Origin of the sequence: Mesorhizobium sp. B2-3-12 (genome assembly GCF_006442205.1) — a bacterium.
Lineage (GTDB): Bacteria > Pseudomonadota > Alphaproteobacteria > Rhizobiales > Rhizobiaceae > Mesorhizobium.
The window spans coordinates 111,120-127,988 of sequence record NZ_VFVR01000002.1 but is presented as its reverse complement, the minus strand read 5'-3'; the positions used below and the strand labels follow the sequence as shown (position 1 = coordinate 127,988).

At 63.9% G+C, this 16,869-nt stretch carries 14 protein-coding genes; 10 read left to right on the top strand and 4 right to left on the bottom strand.

Annotated features, from left to right (window positions below; translation table 11 throughout):
* The first annotated feature begins 65 nt into the window (after window positions 1–65).
* A complete protein-coding gene (locus FJ948_RS05870; RefSeq protein ID WP_140702488.1) occupies window positions 66–1,322 on the top strand; it encodes a D-amino acid dehydrogenase in 1,257 nt (418 codons plus the stop codon).
* A gap of 33 nt (window positions 1,323–1,355) precedes the next feature.
* On the opposite strand, the gene FJ948_RS05865 is transcribed toward FJ948_RS05870, so the two are convergent.
* Complete coding sequence (locus FJ948_RS05865) at window positions 1,356–3,422, bottom strand: phosphatidylserine/phosphatidylglycerophosphate/cardiolipin synthase family protein (RefSeq protein WP_140703869.1); 2,067 nt, start codon at window positions 3,420–3,422, stop codon at window positions 1,356–1,358.
* Between the two features lie 86 nt (window positions 3,423–3,508).
* Window positions 3,509–3,952, bottom strand: coding sequence for a hypothetical protein (locus FJ948_RS05860; protein WP_140702486.1), 444 nt, complete (start codon window positions 3,950–3,952; stop codon window positions 3,509–3,511).
* Between the two features lie 185 nt (window positions 3,953–4,137).
* Between FJ948_RS05860 and FJ948_RS05855 the strand changes: the two genes are divergently transcribed.
* Window positions 4,138–4,707: a hypothetical protein gene (locus tag FJ948_RS05855; protein ID WP_140702484.1), complete on the top strand. Its 570-nt coding sequence runs from the start codon at window positions 4,138–4,140 to the stop codon at window positions 4,705–4,707.
* 30 nt (window positions 4,708–4,737) lie between these two features.
* On the opposite strand, the gene FJ948_RS05850 is transcribed toward FJ948_RS05855, so the two are convergent.
* A complete protein-coding gene (locus FJ948_RS05850; protein ID WP_140702482.1) occupies window positions 4,738–5,619 on the bottom strand; it encodes a LysR family transcriptional regulator in 882 nt (293 codons plus the stop codon).
* Between the two features lie 153 nt (window positions 5,620–5,772).
* Here FJ948_RS05850 and FJ948_RS05845 point away from each other — a divergent pair, with 153 nt between their 5' ends.
* The gene (locus FJ948_RS05845; RefSeq protein WP_140702480.1) at window positions 5,773–7,269 is read left to right on the top strand and encodes a CoA-acylating methylmalonate-semialdehyde dehydrogenase; all 1,497 of its coding nucleotides are present in this window, start codon (window positions 5,773–5,775) and stop codon (window positions 7,267–7,269) included.
* A gap of 431 nt (window positions 7,270–7,700) precedes the next feature.
* Here the strand turns inward: FJ948_RS05845 and FJ948_RS05835 are convergent, their stop codons facing one another.
* Window positions 7,701–8,336, bottom strand: a complete 636-nt coding sequence (locus tag FJ948_RS05835) for a GntR family transcriptional regulator (protein ID WP_181173620.1) — start codon at window positions 8,334–8,336, stop codon at window positions 7,701–7,703.
* A gap of 126 nt (window positions 8,337–8,462) precedes the next feature.
* On the opposite strand from FJ948_RS05835, the gene FJ948_RS05830 reads away from it, so the two are divergent.
* The 7 genes from FJ948_RS05830 (at window position 8,463) to FJ948_RS05800 (ending at window position 16,868) form a co-directional block, all read left to right on the top strand.
* Complete coding sequence (locus FJ948_RS05830) at window positions 8,463–9,356, top strand: dihydrodipicolinate synthase family protein (protein WP_140702476.1); 894 nt, start codon at window positions 8,463–8,465, stop codon at window positions 9,354–9,356.
* Window positions 9,357–9,446: 90 nt separating this feature from the next.
* On the top strand, window positions 9,447–10,754 hold the full coding sequence (locus FJ948_RS05825; RefSeq protein WP_246677461.1) for an FAD-binding oxidoreductase: 1,308 nt from the start codon (window positions 9,447–9,449) through the stop codon (window positions 10,752–10,754).
* Window positions 10,755–10,785: 31 nt separating this feature from the next.
* The gene (locus FJ948_RS05820; RefSeq protein WP_140702472.1) at window positions 10,786–11,787 is read left to right on the top strand and encodes a 4-hydroxyproline epimerase; all 1,002 of its coding nucleotides are present in this window, start codon (window positions 10,786–10,788) and stop codon (window positions 11,785–11,787) included.
* A gap of 336 nt (window positions 11,788–12,123) precedes the next feature.
* A complete protein-coding gene (locus FJ948_RS05815) occupies window positions 12,124–13,026 on the top strand; it encodes a branched-chain amino acid ABC transporter permease LivH (RefSeq protein WP_140702470.1) in 903 nt (300 codons plus the stop codon).
* 4 nt (window positions 13,027–13,030) lie between these two features.
* The gene (gene livM / locus FJ948_RS05810; RefSeq protein ID WP_140702468.1) at window positions 13,031–14,626 is read left to right on the top strand and encodes a high-affinity branched-chain amino acid ABC transporter permease LivM; all 1,596 of its coding nucleotides are present in this window, start codon (window positions 13,031–13,033) and stop codon (window positions 14,624–14,626) included.
* On the top strand, window positions 14,626–16,140 hold the full coding sequence (locus FJ948_RS05805) for an ABC transporter ATP-binding protein (RefSeq protein WP_140702466.1): 1,515 nt from the start codon (window positions 14,626–14,628) through the stop codon (window positions 16,138–16,140). Before livM ends, FJ948_RS05805 begins: the two co-directional genes overlap by 1 nt.
* A complete protein-coding gene (locus FJ948_RS05800; protein ID WP_140702465.1) occupies window positions 16,140–16,868 on the top strand; it encodes an ABC transporter ATP-binding protein in 729 nt (242 codons plus the stop codon). The genes FJ948_RS05805 and FJ948_RS05800 overlap by 1 nt, the downstream gene beginning before the upstream one ends.
* The last annotated feature ends 1 nt before the right edge of the window (window position 16,869 follow it).

Below are 16,869 nucleotides of genomic sequence, written 5' to 3'. Positions count from 1 at the left end.
GCGCAAATCGCGGATGCGGCCGTGTCCAACGGCGTTGCCGAGGGACACGGCGTAAGGAGTGAACGATGAAGATCATGGTGCTGGGCAGTGGCGTCATCGGGGTGACCACGGCCTATTATCTCGCCGAGGCCGGCCATGAGGTGACGGTGATCGACCGCCAGAAAGGTCCGGCGCTGGAAACGAGCTTCGCCAATGCCGGCGAGATTTCCCCCGGCTATGCCTCGCCCTGGGCCGGCCCGGGCATTCCGCTCAAGGCGATCAAGTGGCTGCTAATGAAGCACGGCCCGCTGGTGGTGCGGCCGGCCTTCGATCCGCATATGTGGACATGGCTGGTCAAGATGCTGCGCAACTGCACGGCCGAGCGCTACGCCATCAACAAATCGCGCATGGTGCCGTTGGCCGAATACAGCCGCGACACGTTGAAGGCGCTGCGCGAAGCGACGGGCATTGCCTATGACGAGCGGACCCAGGGCACGCTGCAGCTCTTCCGTACGCAAAAGCAGCTCGACGGCACCGGTGGCGATGTCGAGGTGCTGAAGAAATATGGCGTGCCTTATGAAGTCCTCGACCAGGACGGTTGCATCGCGGCCGAGCCGGGCCTGGCAGGGGTACGTGAGAAATTCGTCGGCGGCCTGAGGCTGCCGCATGACGAGACCGGCGACTGCAAGATGTTCACCGACCGGCTGACCGAGCTCTGCGTGGCGCGCGGTGTCAAGTTCGAGTACGACGTGACGATCTGGCGCGTCATCCGCAGCCGCAATCGCGTCGCCAATCTGAGCACCAGCGCGGGCTGGAAGGCGGCGGACGCCTATGTCATGGCGCTGGGCAGCTATTCGGCGGGTTTCATGCGCCGGATGAAGCGATCGATCCCGGTCTATCCGGTCAAGGGTTATTCGATCACCGTGCCGATCAAGGACGCCGCCGCCGCACCCGTGTCGACAGTGATGGACGAAACGTACAAGGTCGCCATAACCCGGCTCGGCGACCGCATCCGCGTCGGCGGCACGGCCGAGATTTCCGGCTTCGATCTCAGGCTGCACGAATCGCGGCGGCGCACGCTCGAACACTCGGTCGGCGATCTCTTTCCGGGCGCAGGCGCCATGCGCGAGGCGACGTTCTGGTGCGGGCTGAGGCCGATGACGCCGGACGGACCACCGCTGATCGGCCGCACCGAGCTGTCCAACCTCTATCTCAACACCGGCCATGGCACGCTCGGCTGGACCATGGCCTGCGGCTCGGCCAAGGTGTTGTCCGACATCATCTCCAACCGGGTGCCCGACATCGACGTGCGTGCCCTGGCGCAGGAGCGGTATCTCAAATAGTCATCCGCGCGTCTCGCCGACTTTGGGCAATGATCAGAACGCCTGCCTGACCCAGGCCTCGTCGAACAGCAGCCGGTAGGCCCATGGGATCGTCACATTGGTGGCGACCGGGTTGGAATGGGCGAGGTAGTCGTCATAGACCGGCTTCATCCTGGCGTAAAAGGCCGGGTCGAGCACCATCATGCCGTTCTCCGAATCGTGGAAGAAGCTGCGGTTGTTGAGGTTGACCGACGAGATGGCGACCAGCCTCTCGTCGATCATCATGATCTTGGAATGCAGCACCACGTCAGGCGCCTTGAATTCGCGAATGTTGATGCGGTCGCCATATTTCTCGACGAACAGCTTGTTGAGCGCGGTGAGGAACTTGCCGCCGATATCGCCCTTGAGGTCGATGCGGCCGACAATGTCGATCCTGACGCCGCGGGCGAGGGCCCGGTCAAAGGCCTGGGCGAGGCTCGGGGTCAGATTGAGGTAAGGGTTGACGATCTGGATATGGCGCTGGGCGGCGTCGACCAACTCGACGAAATAGGCTTCGAGCGCATGGCCGTCCTCGTAGGGCACGGAAATGAAATGCCGGGCGGTACCTGACGGGCGGCGGCCATCGGCGCGGACCGGGATGGAGAAGGGGCGCGCCAGGTTGGTGTCGGCATCGCGCAACCACATGGTCGACAGATGCGCGGCGAGCGTCTCGACCGTCGCCTGGTTGGCGAACTCGATGTCGAAGTCGCTCCAGTTCGAATAGTAGTTCAGCGAAAGGCCGTCGGTCTTGCCGTATTGCTCGAGGTCCGGATAGCGGGACAGGTCGATCGGTTGGTGGAACAGAAAACCGTCATGGATGTTGCGGCCGCCGATGATGACGCGCGAACGCGCGGGATCCCGCGCCAGCGTCGCCAGCATCTTGATATGAAGGACCTTGTGCAATTGTGAAATCTGCTCGTCGATCGGCGCGCCATGATCGGCCCGCCAGCGATATTCCTGCAGCTCGACATTGGGGAATTCCGCCGCCAGCCGGTGCAGCATGGCGTCATCCTTGTCGCGCTCCAGCACATCGGTGACCATGATGCGCACCTTGGTGCCGAGCGCGGCGTGGTGGCGGATCAGCCGCTCGATGATGCGCCCGGTAAAGTCGGCCTTGAATTCGAGCGAGGACAGATAGATCAGCTTCAGCCTTGGCGCGTGCGAGAAATCGAGCGGCAGTTCCGGATCGCCCTTGTCTATGGCTGCGTCGGATAACGGCGCGCCCATCAGCGCCTCGACCTTGGCGTTGAAGCCGTCGCGCGACTTGCGCAGCAGTTTGGGGTCCCCCAACGGTAGCGCGCAGGTCTGCGACAGCCAGCGGCTGGCATAGAAGGCGCGCTCGAGCGCGTCGAGGCCGGCACCGCTGGGAATCGGGCAGCGCTGGTAGCGGCTGTCCAGGGCGGCGAGCGCCGGATCGGCGGTCTCTTCGCGGCGGATGGTGAGCGGCGCGCCCGTGGGTGCAAGGCTGGAGCGGACCTTTGCCGTGCACCGGTTCAGGCTGTCGCTTGGGAACAGGCTGACCGTGTCATCCTCGCCGGACAGGCGAAAGCGGAATGCCGCGCCAGCGGTAATGGTGCGCGAGGCTCCGGCGGCACGGATCGCCAAGGCGCCGTCGCAGGTGCCCTCGATGTCGGCCGGCTGCTTGCCCGCCTGGCGCACAACGATCTCGGTGCTGCGTGCCTGCAGGCCGGAAAAATCGAACGTCTTGGGGGCCGAGGGCCGCGCCGCCGCGTCGATGTAGAGCGTCTGCCGCGACGCCCGCCAGCGGGCATCGAACCGGCCGTCGCCGCTGCCTTCACTGGCCGGCGGCAGATGCGCCTTGGCAACCGGTCCGGCCAGTTGCCGCAGCGTCGAATATGTTGCCTGGAAGTCGCGGTTCTGGACATCGCGCCGGTTGCGCCCGAACGGACCGGTGCCGTTGGCACGGTCCATGGCGCCGAGCTCGTTGTTGGCGAGCAGCGCCAGGAACCGCTTCTCGTAATCGCTGGTAGCGGCATCCCCAAAAAACTGCGCGGCCGCCACCTGGGGGCCGGATGTGCCGGCCGACAGCGAGGGCCGCGCGCAGCCCTCCTGTCCCGGCATTAGGGCGCAGCCATTGCGGCCCGCGCCGGCACAGCCGGCGAGGACCGCGAGCGCCAACAAAGCGGGGAGGATCGACGGGCGGCTGTTCACCCGGCGGCTCCGGCCTTCATGGCACTCAGCTGCGCCGGGTCGCGCGGCGGCATGAAACCATGTGGGAAGACTTTGCACACCGGAATGGCAAAAGTGGCGATCAGTAATTCTGCCTCGTCGCGCATCTTGCGGGATGCCGTCTTGTCGTCGCGGATGGCCCGCGCCGAGGCGACGAGGGCGCCGTCACAGGCGCAATGGTCGTGTTGGGCGATGTAGCAGGCGTCATGGGTTCGGCAGACCGCGTCGAGGCGATCGACGGGTCGGGCCGACAGATCGCCGGTGCGGGTGCCGGGACCGCAATAATTGCCGATGACGAAAGGCGAGGGACGGGCCATGGCGTAGCGGATCGGCTTGGGCAATTCGGCTTCCGGTACTTTCGTCCATGGATTGGCGCATGCGGAGACGAGAAGCAGCGGCAGGATGGCAAGATGGGCTCGCATGTCTATCCGCGCCAGCTTTCTGAAAGATTCCCACCCGGTGGCCCTGCCGATGGCTGACGACCGCACGCCTGATGCCACACAGGCCGGTTTTGTGGCAAGGAAAAGGCGGCGGATGTCGCCTGATCGTGATATGCTAAGGTGACATCTCCCATACGGACATTCCGGCCAGGCATTCGAAAGCACCGATGATACGTTTAAGCTTTGCGATTACCACTCTTGCAACTCTGTCCTGTACTTTTGCAGCCAATGCGGAAGACAAGACCTTTCATGATCAGAAGAACGGGTTCTCGCTGACCTTTCCCTCGGACTGGACCATCCAATCGCCTTCCGATGAAGAGATAAAGCTGAGCGTGGTGTCCGCCGATCTGACCTGCATGGTATCGGCCTCAATTTACGATCGTTCGGCAGCGAACTCGCAATCCAGTACGCGCGAATACATCGAAGGCTGGTCGATGGACAATTGGAAGAAGACATTCGGGCCCTCATTCAACACGGCCGATTTCAGCAATGACAGGCTCTCGACGTTCCCCGATGGCTACCCTGTGCGCCTTGCGGACGCGAAGTTCACGGTTCTCAGCCAGGACACGACCATCCATGGCCATTCCAGATTCGCGTTTTCGGTTCGGGGCGCGAGTTACGGCTATGTGAACTGCTCCGTGATGGGCCAAAGTGCCGAGCAAGTGGCGCAGATGTGGACGCCGCTCGCGGACAAAGCAGAGCGTGTGGTCAATTCGTTCATCCTGGACCCGCCCTGACCTGCGCGCAGTGCTTCCAGATTTTTGGGTTCACAGGAACAGGCCCCGTTCCCGCTCCACCGCCTTGGTGATGAAGCTGGCGACGATCTGGACGCGGCGCAGCGGCCTCACCGATTCGTGATAGACCAGCCAGTAGGCGCGGCGGATAGGCGCGACGATGTCGACCGGCACCAGTTCCGGCATCGAGCGGGCGACGAAGGTGTGCAGGATGCCGATGCCGGCGCCCGAACGCACGGCCTCGGCCTGGCCGAGCGCCGAGGATATGGCAAAGCTGGTATGCCAGTCGGCGCTGAACTCGGCGGCATAATCGAGCGAGGGGCTGACGATGAGGTCCGGCACATAACCGATGAGAGTGTGCTGGCCAAGATCGGCGGCGGTTTTGGGCAAGCCATTGGCTTCGGCATAGGCGCGCGCGGCGAACAGCCCGAGGGTATAGTCGACCAGCTTGCTCGCGACCAGCCGCCCTTCGGTCGGCCGCTCGACGGTGATCGCGATATCGGCCTCGCGCCGCGACAGCGAGAAGGAGCGCGGCACCGGCACGAGCTGGATGGTGAGTTCGCGGTGAAGGGCGGTGAGCTCGCCCAGGCGCTTGGCCAGGAAGGCGACGCCGAAGCCGTCGGGCGCGCCGATGCGCACGGTTCCTGAAACATCGTCGCCCTCGCCCGATATGGTCGAGCGCGCGGCGATCATGTCGCCTTCCATGCGCTCGGCGATGTCCAGGAAGCGCTCGCCGGCCGGCGTCAGTTCGCTGCCGGTGGTCAGCCGGCGGAAGAGTTTTGTCCTGAGCGCCTCTTCAAGGGCCGCGATGCGGCGCGAGACGGTGGCGTGGTTGAGCTCCAGGCGTTTGGCCGCACCCAGGATCTGGCCGGCACGCGCCACGGCGAGAAAGATGCGGACGTCATCCCAGTTCATCTACCCTCCCGACGATAAGCGTCATTTGCGGCAATTAATGCACAATCAACTGCCGCTGTCTATTTTTCGCACAACGGTTGCGATCTCCCTCGCGTTGCCATCGCCCGCGCAAAGGCGGACAATGCATCATCATCAAACCCAGGGAGAGAAATCATGATCGAGTACGGTCATTACATCGGCGGCAAGCATGTCGCCGGCACCAGCGGCCGCAAGCAGGACGTGATGCAGCCGATGGACGGCACGGTGCGCGGCACGGTGGCGCTGGCCTCGCAGGCGGAACTGCGCGCGGCGGTCGAGAACGCCAAGGCGGCGCAGCCGAAATGGGCGGCCACCAACCCGCAGCGCCGCGTGCGCGTGCTGATGAAGTTTCTCGAACTGGTCGCCCGCGACTATGACGAACTGGCCGACATCCTGGCGCGCGAACATGGCAAGACCATCGCCGACGCCAAGGGCGACATCCAGCGCGGCCTCGAAGTGGTCGAGGTCTGCATCGGCGCGCCGCACATGATGAAGGGCGAGTTCACCGACGGCGCCGGCCCCGGCATCGACGTCTATTCGATGCGCCAGCCGCTCGGCGTCGTCGCCGGCATCACGCCGTTCAATTTTCCGGCCATGATCCCGCTGTGGAAGATCGCACCGGCCATCGCCTGCGGCAACGCCTTCATCCTCAAGCCGTCCGAGCGTGATCCGGGCGTGCCGATGCGCATCGCCGAACTGTTCCTCGAAGCCGGGCTGCCCGCCGGCATCCTCAATGTCGTCAACGGCGACAAGGAAGTGGTCGACGCCATCCTCGACGATCCCGATATCAAGGCCGTCGGCTTTGTCGGCTCGACGCCGATCGCCCATTACATCTATTCGCGCGGTACTGCGGCGGGCAAGCGCGTGCAGTGCTTCGGCGGCGCCAAGAACCACATGATCATCATGCCCGACGCCGACATGGACCAGACCGTCGACGCACTGATCGGCGCCGGCTACGGTTCGGCTGGCGAGCGCTGCATGGCGATCTCGGTCGCCGTCCCGGTCGGCAACGATACCGCCGACCGGCTGATGGAAAAGCTGATCCCGCGCGTCGAGAGCCTGAAGGTCGGTCCCTCGACGGATTCGGCCGCCGATTTCGGCCCGCTGGTGACGGCGCAGGCGCTGGAGCGCGTCAAGGGTTACGTCGACACCGGCGTCAAGGAAGGCGCCAAGCTCGTCGTCGACGGCCGCGGCTTCAAGATGCAGGGCTATGAGGACGGCTACTATATGGGCGGCTGCCTGTTCGACAACGTGACCGCGGACATGCGCATATACAAGGAAGAAATCTTCGGACCGGTGCTCTCGGTGGTGCGGGCGCCGCGTTACGAGGATGCGATCAAGCTCGCCAACGACCACGAAATGGGCAATGGCGTCGCCATCTTCACCCGCGACGGCGATGCCGCGCGTGACTTTGCTTCCAGGGTCCAGGTCGGCATGGTCGGCGTCAACGTGCCGATCCCGGTGCCGATTGCCTACTACACGTTCGGCGGCTGGAAAGCATCTTCCTTCGGCGACCTCAACCAGCATGGCCCGGACGCCTTCCGCTTCTACACCAAGACCAAGACGGTGACGTCGCGCTGGCCGTCCGGCATTAAGGACGGTGCCGAGTTCGTCATCCCAACGATGAACTAAGCCGGACGTTTTCTTGGTCTGCGCGTCCTCGCCTTCGGCCGCGGGCGCGCGGGCTGGCATCAAGGACGGTGCCTAGTTCGTCATCCCGACGATGAACTAAAGCCGAACGAGAAGACGCGATTTTGCTCAAGGCCTAAGTCCCCGACTTAGGCCTTTTGTTTTTGCAAACGCTAATGTGATGGAACCGGCGCGGCACGCGCCGATATCGTGAAAGCGCTCGGGAGAACTTCCACGAAAGCGAAGCCGGGCGCGGCCTGATCAATCCCAATGTGGTCCTCGAAGTGTTCGTTTCCGATCACGGCACTGGACGGTTCTGGCTTCCGACACGAAGGGCCAGAGTTGCATCCTGTCGGTCGGCGAGGGCTGGGACAGCCCAACGATCAAGGCGGCCTTGCCGGGCGCCTGAGCTATTAGCCTTCTCGCTCTCGCAGCTATCGGGTCGCAGCCACCTCGGCATGGCCGCGCAGCAGCGCCATCAGCTTCTTGGCGTCCTTGGCGGCGCCTTCCTCGTCGCCGTCCAGGATCGACCGGATCAACGCGACATGGTGCTCGGCGGATTCGGCCAGGCCGGTGTCGGCCTTGTAGCGGAACCAGAAGCGGCGGCTGTGGGTCTGCAACGGGGCGGCCAGCCTCGCGGCGAACGGGTTGTCGGCGGCCAGCGCCAGCGCGTCGTCGAGCGCCTTGTCGGCCTGGATAAAGGCAAGCACGTTGCCCGAGATGACCGCCTTCTGCATGGCAAGTGCGGCCTCGTGAAACAGGTCGGCGGCCTCGCGGGTGACGAAGCGGGCGGCCGATCGTGCGAGCACCACCTCGACGCCGCGCCTTGCGTCGAGCACGCGCAGCCAGTCGCCGGGATGCAGCGGTGCGATGGCGATGCCGGCACGTGGCCTGACATCGAGCAGTCCCTCCCAGGCCAGCCGCTGGATCGCCTCGCGCACCGGCGTGCGGCCAAGCGCCAGCCGATCGATCAGGGAGCCCTCGGTGACAAAGCTCGCCGGCGCCAGTTCGAGCGTGACGATCATGTGTTCTAGGACACGGTAGGCCCTGGCCGCCGCGGGCTCGGGCATGGTGCTTGCTTCGATGGATATCAAAGGCGGTCTCCTGATATATCTAGAATATATCATAACGGAATCCGCATTGACAGCGGCTTTCCTAACAGATATACGGCTGATATATCAGATGGAGAGATAGCCATGTGGACCGGAGTTTTCCCCGCCGTCACGACCAAATTCACCGCCGACGACCGGCTTGACCATGCCGAGATGGAGCGCTGCTTCGGCCTGCAGATGGATGCCGGCTGTGACGGCATCATCGTCTGCGGCTCGCTCGGCGAAGGGCCGATGTTGTCGGCGGACGAGAAGATCGAGGTGCTGAAGACCGCGCAGAAGGTCGCCGGCAAGAAGCCGGTGCTGCTGACGGTCAACGAGGCTGGCACCCGCGAGGCGGCCAGCATCGCCAGGCGTGCCGCCAAGGAAGGCGCCAACGGCCTGATGGTGGTGCCGAGCCCGATCTACCATACCAATGCTGAAGAGACCGTCGCGGCTCTCCGCGCCGTCGCCGAAGCCGGTGACCTGCCGGTGATGATCTACTCCAACAGGCTCGCCTATCGCGTCGACGTCAGCGTCGACCAGATGGAGGAACTGGCGTCGGACAAGCGCTTCGTCGCCATCAAGGAGTCCTCCGACGATATCAGGCGTTCGACCGAGATCATCAATCGCCTGGGCAGCCGCTACGACCTGTTCACCGGTGTCGACAACCTCGCCTTCGAGGCGCTGTCGGTCGGCGCCATCGGCTGGGTGGCCGGCCTGGTCACCGCTTTCCCGCGCGAGACCGTCGCCATCTACCAGTTGATGAAGCAGGGCCGCCGCGAGGAAGCGCTCGCCATCTACCGTTGGTTCCGGCCGCTGCTCGATCTCGACGTCTCGACCTATCTGGTGCAGAACATCAAGCTCGCCGAAGTGTTCGCCATCAACACCAATGACCGCGTGCGCATGCCGCGCCAGCCGCTGTCGGGCGAGCGCCGCAAGGCGGTCGAGAAGATCGTCAAGGACGCGCTCGCGGTGCGGCCGACGCTGCCGCGGTTCTGAGGAGAAGTTTCTTCTCCCCGTTCACGGGGAGAAGACGGCGGTTCACCCTCCGTAGCCGCAGCGCAGCTGCCGCGAAGGACGGGCAGTCAGATGAGGGGCAGCGCCCACGTGCAGGATGATTCCAAATTGGCAAACGAGGGGCACAGCCCCTCATCCGCCCTTCGGGCAGACATCGCCATCATCGGCGGCGGCATCATCGGCATCTGCGCGGCGGCCTTCCTGGCCGAGGCGGGGCTGGATGTCACGGTTTTCGACCGCACCGGCATCTGCGAGGAGACGAGCTCCGGCAACGCCGCCGCCTTTGCCTTCTCCGACGTGCTGCCGCTGGCCCACAAGGGCATGATCCGGCAGCTGCCGAAATGGCTCGCCGATCCACTCGGCCCGCTCAGCATTCCGCCTGCCTACCTGCCGAAGCTTCTGCCCTGGTTGATCCGGTTCTGGCGCGCCGGCGCGCCAGGGAAATACGAGGCGAGCCTGACGGCTCAGGCCGGCATGATGAAGCTTGCCGAGGCCGAATGGATGGATCTGCTGGATCGTTCCGGAACGCGGCCGATGCTGCGCGAGGACGGTTCGCTCGAACTCTACGAAAGCGAGGCGGAATTCCGCGCCTCGCTGTCGGGCTGGGCGGCGCGCGAGCGTTTCGGCATCGGCTTCCGGCATGTCGAGGGCGAGGCACTGGCGGGCTTGCAGCCGGGGCTGTCGCCGCGTTTCGTCAAGGGCACCTTCGTGCCGGGATGGAAGACGGTCGCCGACCCAAAACTGCTCGGCAAGGCGGTGTGGGCTTACGCGCAGTCCAGGGGTGCCCGCTTCGAGATAGCCCGCGTCGAGCGGGTCGCCGCAAACCAGGAAGGCGCCGTGTTGACGCTGGCCGACGGCTCGACGAGGCAAGCCAGGCAACTCGTCATAGCCGCGGGCGCGTGGTCGCACCTGCTGGCGCGACAACTCGGCGATCGCATTCCGCTGGAGACCGAACGCGGCTACAACACGACCTTGCCGAAGAGCGCCTTCGACGTGAAGCGGCAGCTGATCTTCTCCGGCCATGGCTTCGTCATCACCCCGCTCGAAACCGGCCTACGTGTCGGCGGTGCCGTGGAGCTCGGCGGCATCGATCGGCCGCCCAATTTCGATAGGTCGAAAGCGCTCCTGCAAAAGGCGCGGAAATTCCTGCCGGGGCTCGATCCCTCCGGCGGGCGCGAATGGATGGGGTTCCGGCCCTCGCTGCCGGATTCGGTACCCGTCATTGGCAGGGCGACGCGAAGCCGTCAGGTTATCTATGCCTTCGGCCACGGCCATCTCGGCCTGACCCAGGCCGCGGCAACCGGACGGTTGATCCTGGAATTCGTTCTGGGGCAGACTTCGTCCGTTGATCCGGCCCCCTTCAGCCCACAACGATTTTGATTTTTTCGAGTTTTGATTTTCGAGGAGCGACATGGCCAAGAAATCCTTCTTCTGCATCGACGGCCACACCTGCGGCAACCCGGTGCGGCTGGTCGCCGGCGGCGGCCCGCTGCTGCAGGGCTCGACGATGATGGAGCGGCGCGCGCATTTCCTCGCCGAATATGACTGGATCCGCACCGGCCTGATGTTCGAGCCGCGCGGGCACGACGTGATGTCCGGCTCGATCCTCTACCCACCGACGCGCGAGGATTGCGACATCGCCATCCTGTTCATCGAGACCTCCGGCTGCCTGCCCATGTGCGGCCACGGCACCATCGGCACGGTGACGATGGCCATCGAGCACGGCTTGATCAAGCCAAAGACGCCCGGCGTGCTCAGGCTCGACACGCCGGCCGGCCTTGTCATCGCCGAATACAAACAGGTCGGCGAGTATGTCGAGGAGGTGCGCATCACCAACGTGCCGTCCTTCCTCCATGCCGAAGGGCTGACGGTCGAATGTCCGGGGCTCGGCGAGATCTCAGTCGACGTCGCCTATGGCGGCAATTTCTACGCCATCGTCGAGCCGCAGGCGAACTACCGTGACATGGCCGATCATTCCGCCGGGGACTTCATCGCCTGGAGCCCGGTGGTGCGGCAGCGGCTCAATGAGAAGTACACCTTCGTCCATCCGGAAAATCCCGGCATCGCCGGACTGTCGCACATGCTGTGGACCGGGAAGCCGACGGTCGAGGGCGCGGACGCGCGCAATGCCGTCTTCTACGGCGACAAGGCGATCGACCGCTCCCCCTGCGGCACGGGCACCTCGGCGCGCATGGCGCAGCTCCATGCCAAGGGCAAGCTCAAGGCCGGCGACGCCTTCGTCCATGAATCGATCATCGGTTCGCTGTTCAAGGGCAAGGTCGAAAAGGAGGTCACCGTGGCTGGTAAATCGGCGATCATCCCATCGATCGGCGGCTGGGCGAGGATGACTGGACTGAACACCATCTTCATCGACGACCGCGATCCGTTCGCGCACGGTTTTGTGGTCAGGTAAGGAGAATCCTGACCCAACGGAAATGAGTGTGACGAAAAAGCGAACCGTGTCAGGAACGCAAGGATTCCTCTCATCACCTAATTTTGACGGTGATTTCTTCGAAACGCGGCGCATGATGCGCCTCAATCGTCAAAGACATTGCGTTATGCCAATGATAGGGTCCGCGATAGTCCAGGGGTCGGGTGCAAAAAAGGGGCGATCGGAAAGGCGTGATGTGGAAGCACGCGGAGCGATCAGAAAAATCACGTTGCAATCCGGGCTCGAAACTTTACGACTAGGGGAAATACGAAAAGGAATGCGTCTGCATGGGCGACATTCCAGGGGAGCCATGTACACATGCAGTACTTTGTCCAGCAGCTTATCAATGGGCTGACGCTGGGATCGATCTATGGGCTGATCGCGATCGGCTACACGATGGTCTACGGCATCATCGGCATGATCAATTTCGCCCATGGCGATATCTTCATGGTGGGCGCCTTCGCGGCGCTGATCGTTTTCCTGATCCTGACTTCGCTGTTTTATTCGGTGCCCGTGGTCATCGCGCTGCTGATCATGATGGTCGTGGCGATGCTGCTCACCAGCCTCTACAACTGGACGATCGAGAAGGTGGCCTACCGGCCGCTGCGCGGTTCGTTCCGGCTGGCGCCGCTGATCACCGCCATCGGGATGTCGATCGCGCTGTCGAACTTCGTCCAGGTGACGCAAGGGCCGCGCAACAAGCCGATCCCGCCGATGGTCAGCCAAGTCTACAACATCAACGGCGTCAGCGTGTCGCTGAAGCAGATCATCATCGTCATCGTCACGGCCTTGCTGCTGGCGCTGTTCTGGTACCTGGTCAACAAGACCTCGCTTGGCCGGGCGCAACGCGCCTGCGAGCAGGACCGCAAGATGGCGGCACTGCTGGGCATCGACGTCGACCGCACCATCTCGATCACCTTCATCATGGGTGCAGCACTCGCGGCCGTCGCCGGCACGTTGTTCCTGATGTACTACGGCGTCATCGCCTTCTCCGACGGCTTTACGCCGGGTGTGAAGGCATTCACGGCGGCGGTGCTTGGCGGTATCGGCTCATTGCCTGGTGCCGTGCTGGGCGGCTTGCTGATCGGCTTCATCGAAAGCATGTGGTCGGCTTACTTCTCCATCGACTACAAGGACGTCGCGGCGTTTTCGATCCTGGCGATCGTGCTGATCTTCCTGCCTTCCGGCATATTGGGCCGGCCAGAAGTCGAAAAGGTCTGAGACCATGGCCGTGACCGTATCTCCTGAGCGCGACACCGTCGCCAGTCCCATGCAGCGCGCGCTGCGCGAGGGCTTCTATGCCGGCGCCATCGCGCTTGGCCTGTTCGTGCTGTTCATCGGCCTCAAGACCGACCAGAACATCTCCAACGAACTGGTCTTGGTGCAGCGCTGGGGCCTGCTGGCCGCCGTGGTCATTGCCACGGCCGTCGGCCGTTTCCTCTACGTCGCCTATGGCCAGCCTTTCATGGCCAACCAGAAAATCACCAATGTCGCCACCGGCCTGTTGCCAGCCAGCGTCGCATCGCGCTTCTTCCAACTGCCCTGGTTCATAGCGGCAATCGTCGCTGCGGTGCTGTTGTTCGTGTTCAACAGCTCGCTCGCCGGATGGGTCGGAGCGGAACCGGCAGGCTATCTGCAGTTCCTGCGCGCGCTGGCGGTCATCTACGTGCTGGCCTGCGTGATCTATTACTTCCGTGGGTTCATCCACGCCAACTTCACCAAACTCGGCATTGCCGCGTTGGTGCTCTATCCGATCCTTGTCGTCGTCGTGCTGTCGTTGATGTCGTGGTCTATCGCCACCGGGCTGCAGGGCTCGCTGAAATGGGTCGACAATTTCGGCATCCAGATCCTGATCTATGTGATGCTGGCCTGGGGCCTCAACATCGTCGTCGGCCTCGCCGGACTGCTCGATCTCGGCTACGTCGCCTTCTATGCGGTCGGCGCCTACGCCTATGCGCTGCTTGGCACGACCTATGGCCTGTCGTTCTGGATACTGCTTCCGGCGGCCGGTGCCATGGCCGCCTTCTGGGGCGTGCTGCTCGGCTTTCCGGTGCTACGCCTGCGCGGCGACTATCTGGCGATCGTCACCCTTGCCTTCGGCGAGATCATCCGCCTGGTGCTGATCAACTGGCGCGACGTGACCAACGGATCGGCCGGTATCTCCGGCATCCCGAAAGTCACCTTCTTCGGCCTGATGACCTTCAATGTCTCGGACCCCAACTATATCGCCAAGGTCCTGCACCTCGCGACCTCGAGTGCCTACTACAAGATCTTCCTCTACTACCTGATCCTGGCGCTTTGCATGCTCACCGCCTTCGTCACCATCAGGCTGAGGCGCATGCCTGTCGGCCGCGCCTGGGAAGCCTTGCGCGAGGACGAGATCGCCTGCCGTTCGCTCGGCATCAACACGACGACGACCAAGCTGACCGCCTTTGCCACCGGCGCCATGTTCGGCGGTTTCGCCGGCGCATTCTTCGCCGCGCGGCAAGGCTTCGTCAGCCCGGAATCCTTCGTCTTCCTGGAATCGGCCATCATCCTGGCCATCGTCGTGCTTGGCGGCATGGGCTCGCTGGTCGGCATCGCCGTCGCGGCGCTGGTCATGATCGGCGGCACCGAGGCGCTGCGCGAACTCGACTTCCTCAAGCAGGTCTTTGGGCCCGATTTCACGCCGGAACTCTACCGCATGCTGCTGTTCGGCATGGCCATGGTCATCGTCATGCTGTGGAAGCCGCGCGGCTTCGTGGGCAGTCGTGAGCCGACCGCCTTCCTCAAGGAGCGAAGGGCTGTCTCGAGTTCCTTCACCAAGGAAGGACACGGCTGATGAACGCAAGCGCAATTCAGAGGACCAATCCGGGCATGAAAGACGCCATTCTGCAGGTCGAGCACCTGTCGATGAAGTTCGGCGGCCTGGTCGCCATCGGCGACCTGTCGTTCGAAGCCCGGCGCGGCGAGATCACGGCGCTGATCGGGCCCAACGGTGCCGGCAAGACCACCGTGTTCAACTGCATCACCGGCTTCTACAAGCCTTCGGAAGGCATGATCACGCTCAACCGCGCCGATGGCTCCAGCTACCTGCTGGAACGACTGCCCAACCATGAGATCCCGGCGCGCGCCAAGGTGGCGCGCACCTTCCAGAACATCCGCCTGTTCTCGGGCATGACGCTGCTGGAGAACCTGCTGGTCGCCCAGCACAACAAGCTGATGAAAGCTTCGGGCTACACGATCCTAGGGCTGTTTGGCTTCAGCGGCTATCGAAAGGCCTCGGCCGAATCGGTGGAGCTTGCCAAGCACTGGCTGGAGAAGGCCGATCTCGTCGATCGCGCCGACGATCCGGCCGGCGACCTGCCTTACGGCGCGCAGCGGCGGCTCGAGATCGCGCGCGCCATGTGCACCGGCCCGGAGCTTCTGTGCCTCGACGAACCGGCGGCCGGTCTCAACCCGAAGGAATCGGCGGCTCTCAACGAACTGTTGATGGGGATCAAGCACACGACAGGCACCTCGATCCTCCTGATCGAGCACGACATGTCGGTGGTCATGCAGATCTCCGACCATGTCGTGGTGCTGGAATATGGCCGTAAGATCTCCGACGGCAATCCGCAGTCGGTGCGCACCGATCCGCGCGTCATCGCCGCCTATCTCGGCGTCGACGACGAGGAGGTCGAGACCGTGCTCACCGAAGTCGGCGACGAGGACGTCATCGAACAGCTCGACATCGGTCCTGACTCCGCGCATGGCCCGGGAACATCGTCGTCGTATCTGGCCGGTCCCGTGAGCGACACGGTCGGCCATAGGCAAGGTGAACGCGTAACCGTGTCGAAAGGCGCCTCCAAGGCAGCGCAGGTCGATGCCCGTGCGGTCAGCGTGGCAAGCAGGCCTGTTGCGACAACGCCGGCCCCGGCCAAGCCCGCCGCGAAGAAGGCGGCACCAAGGAAAATGGCTGCCAAGGCGCCTGCGGCGAAGGCCGAAGGCGTTTCGAACCGTCTCCCTGCCCCGCGTGGGGGCAAGGCCGACAATCTGACCCGCATCAAGGGCATCGGCACGGTCAACGAGAAGAAGCTCAACGAACACGGCATTTTCCACTTCGACCAGATCGGCGCCTGGAAGAAAGCCGACGTCGAGGCGGTCGAAGCCTATCTCGCCTTCGACGGACGCATCAGCCGCGAGGAATGGGTCAAGCAAGCCAAGCTGCTCGACCGGGGCAAGGATACGGAGTTCTCGCGCCGCGTCGACGCCGGCAAGGTGGCGACCAGCCATACGTCCGGAAAGACTGCGGGCGCGGCAGCGGAGAAAGCCGCGGCCAAGCCTGCGACGGGCAAGCGCGGAGGGGGCAAGTGATGGCCGGGAAAACGCTGCTCGATATCAAGGGCGTGCAGACCTATTACGGCAACATCCGTGCGCTCAACGGCGTCGATGTCTCCGTCAACGAGGGTGAGATCGTCGCGCTGATCGGCGCCAACGGCGCCGGCAAATCGACGCTGATGATGACCATATTCGGAGCGCCACGCGCCCGAACGGGTACCATCACCTTCGCCGGCACCGACATCACCCAGTTGCCGACGCACGAGATCGCGCGCCTTCGCATCGCGCAATCGCCCGAGGGCCGGCGCATCTTTCCGCGCATGACGGTGATGGAAAACCTGCAGATGGGGGCCAGCCTCGACAACCTCAAGCACTATGACGAGGACGTCGAGAAGGTGTTCACCCTGTTCCCGCGCCTGAAGGAGCGCATCGCCCAGCGCGGCGGCACGCTGTCGGGCGGCGAGCAGCAGATGCTGTCGATCGGGCGCGCGCTGATGGCGCGGCCGAAGCTGCTTCTGCTCGACGAGCCGTCGCTGGGTCTGGCACCGCTGATCGTCAAGCAGATATTCGATGCCATCCGTGAGTTGAATCGCACGCAGGGGCTGACCGTGTTCCTGGTCGAGCAGAACGCGTTCGGCGCGCTCAAGCTCGCCACGCGCGGCTATGTCATGGTCAACGGCAATGTGACGATGAGCGGCACCGGCAAGGAGCTGCTCGCCAATCCGGAAGTGCGCGCCGCCTATCTCGAAGGCGGACATCACTGAG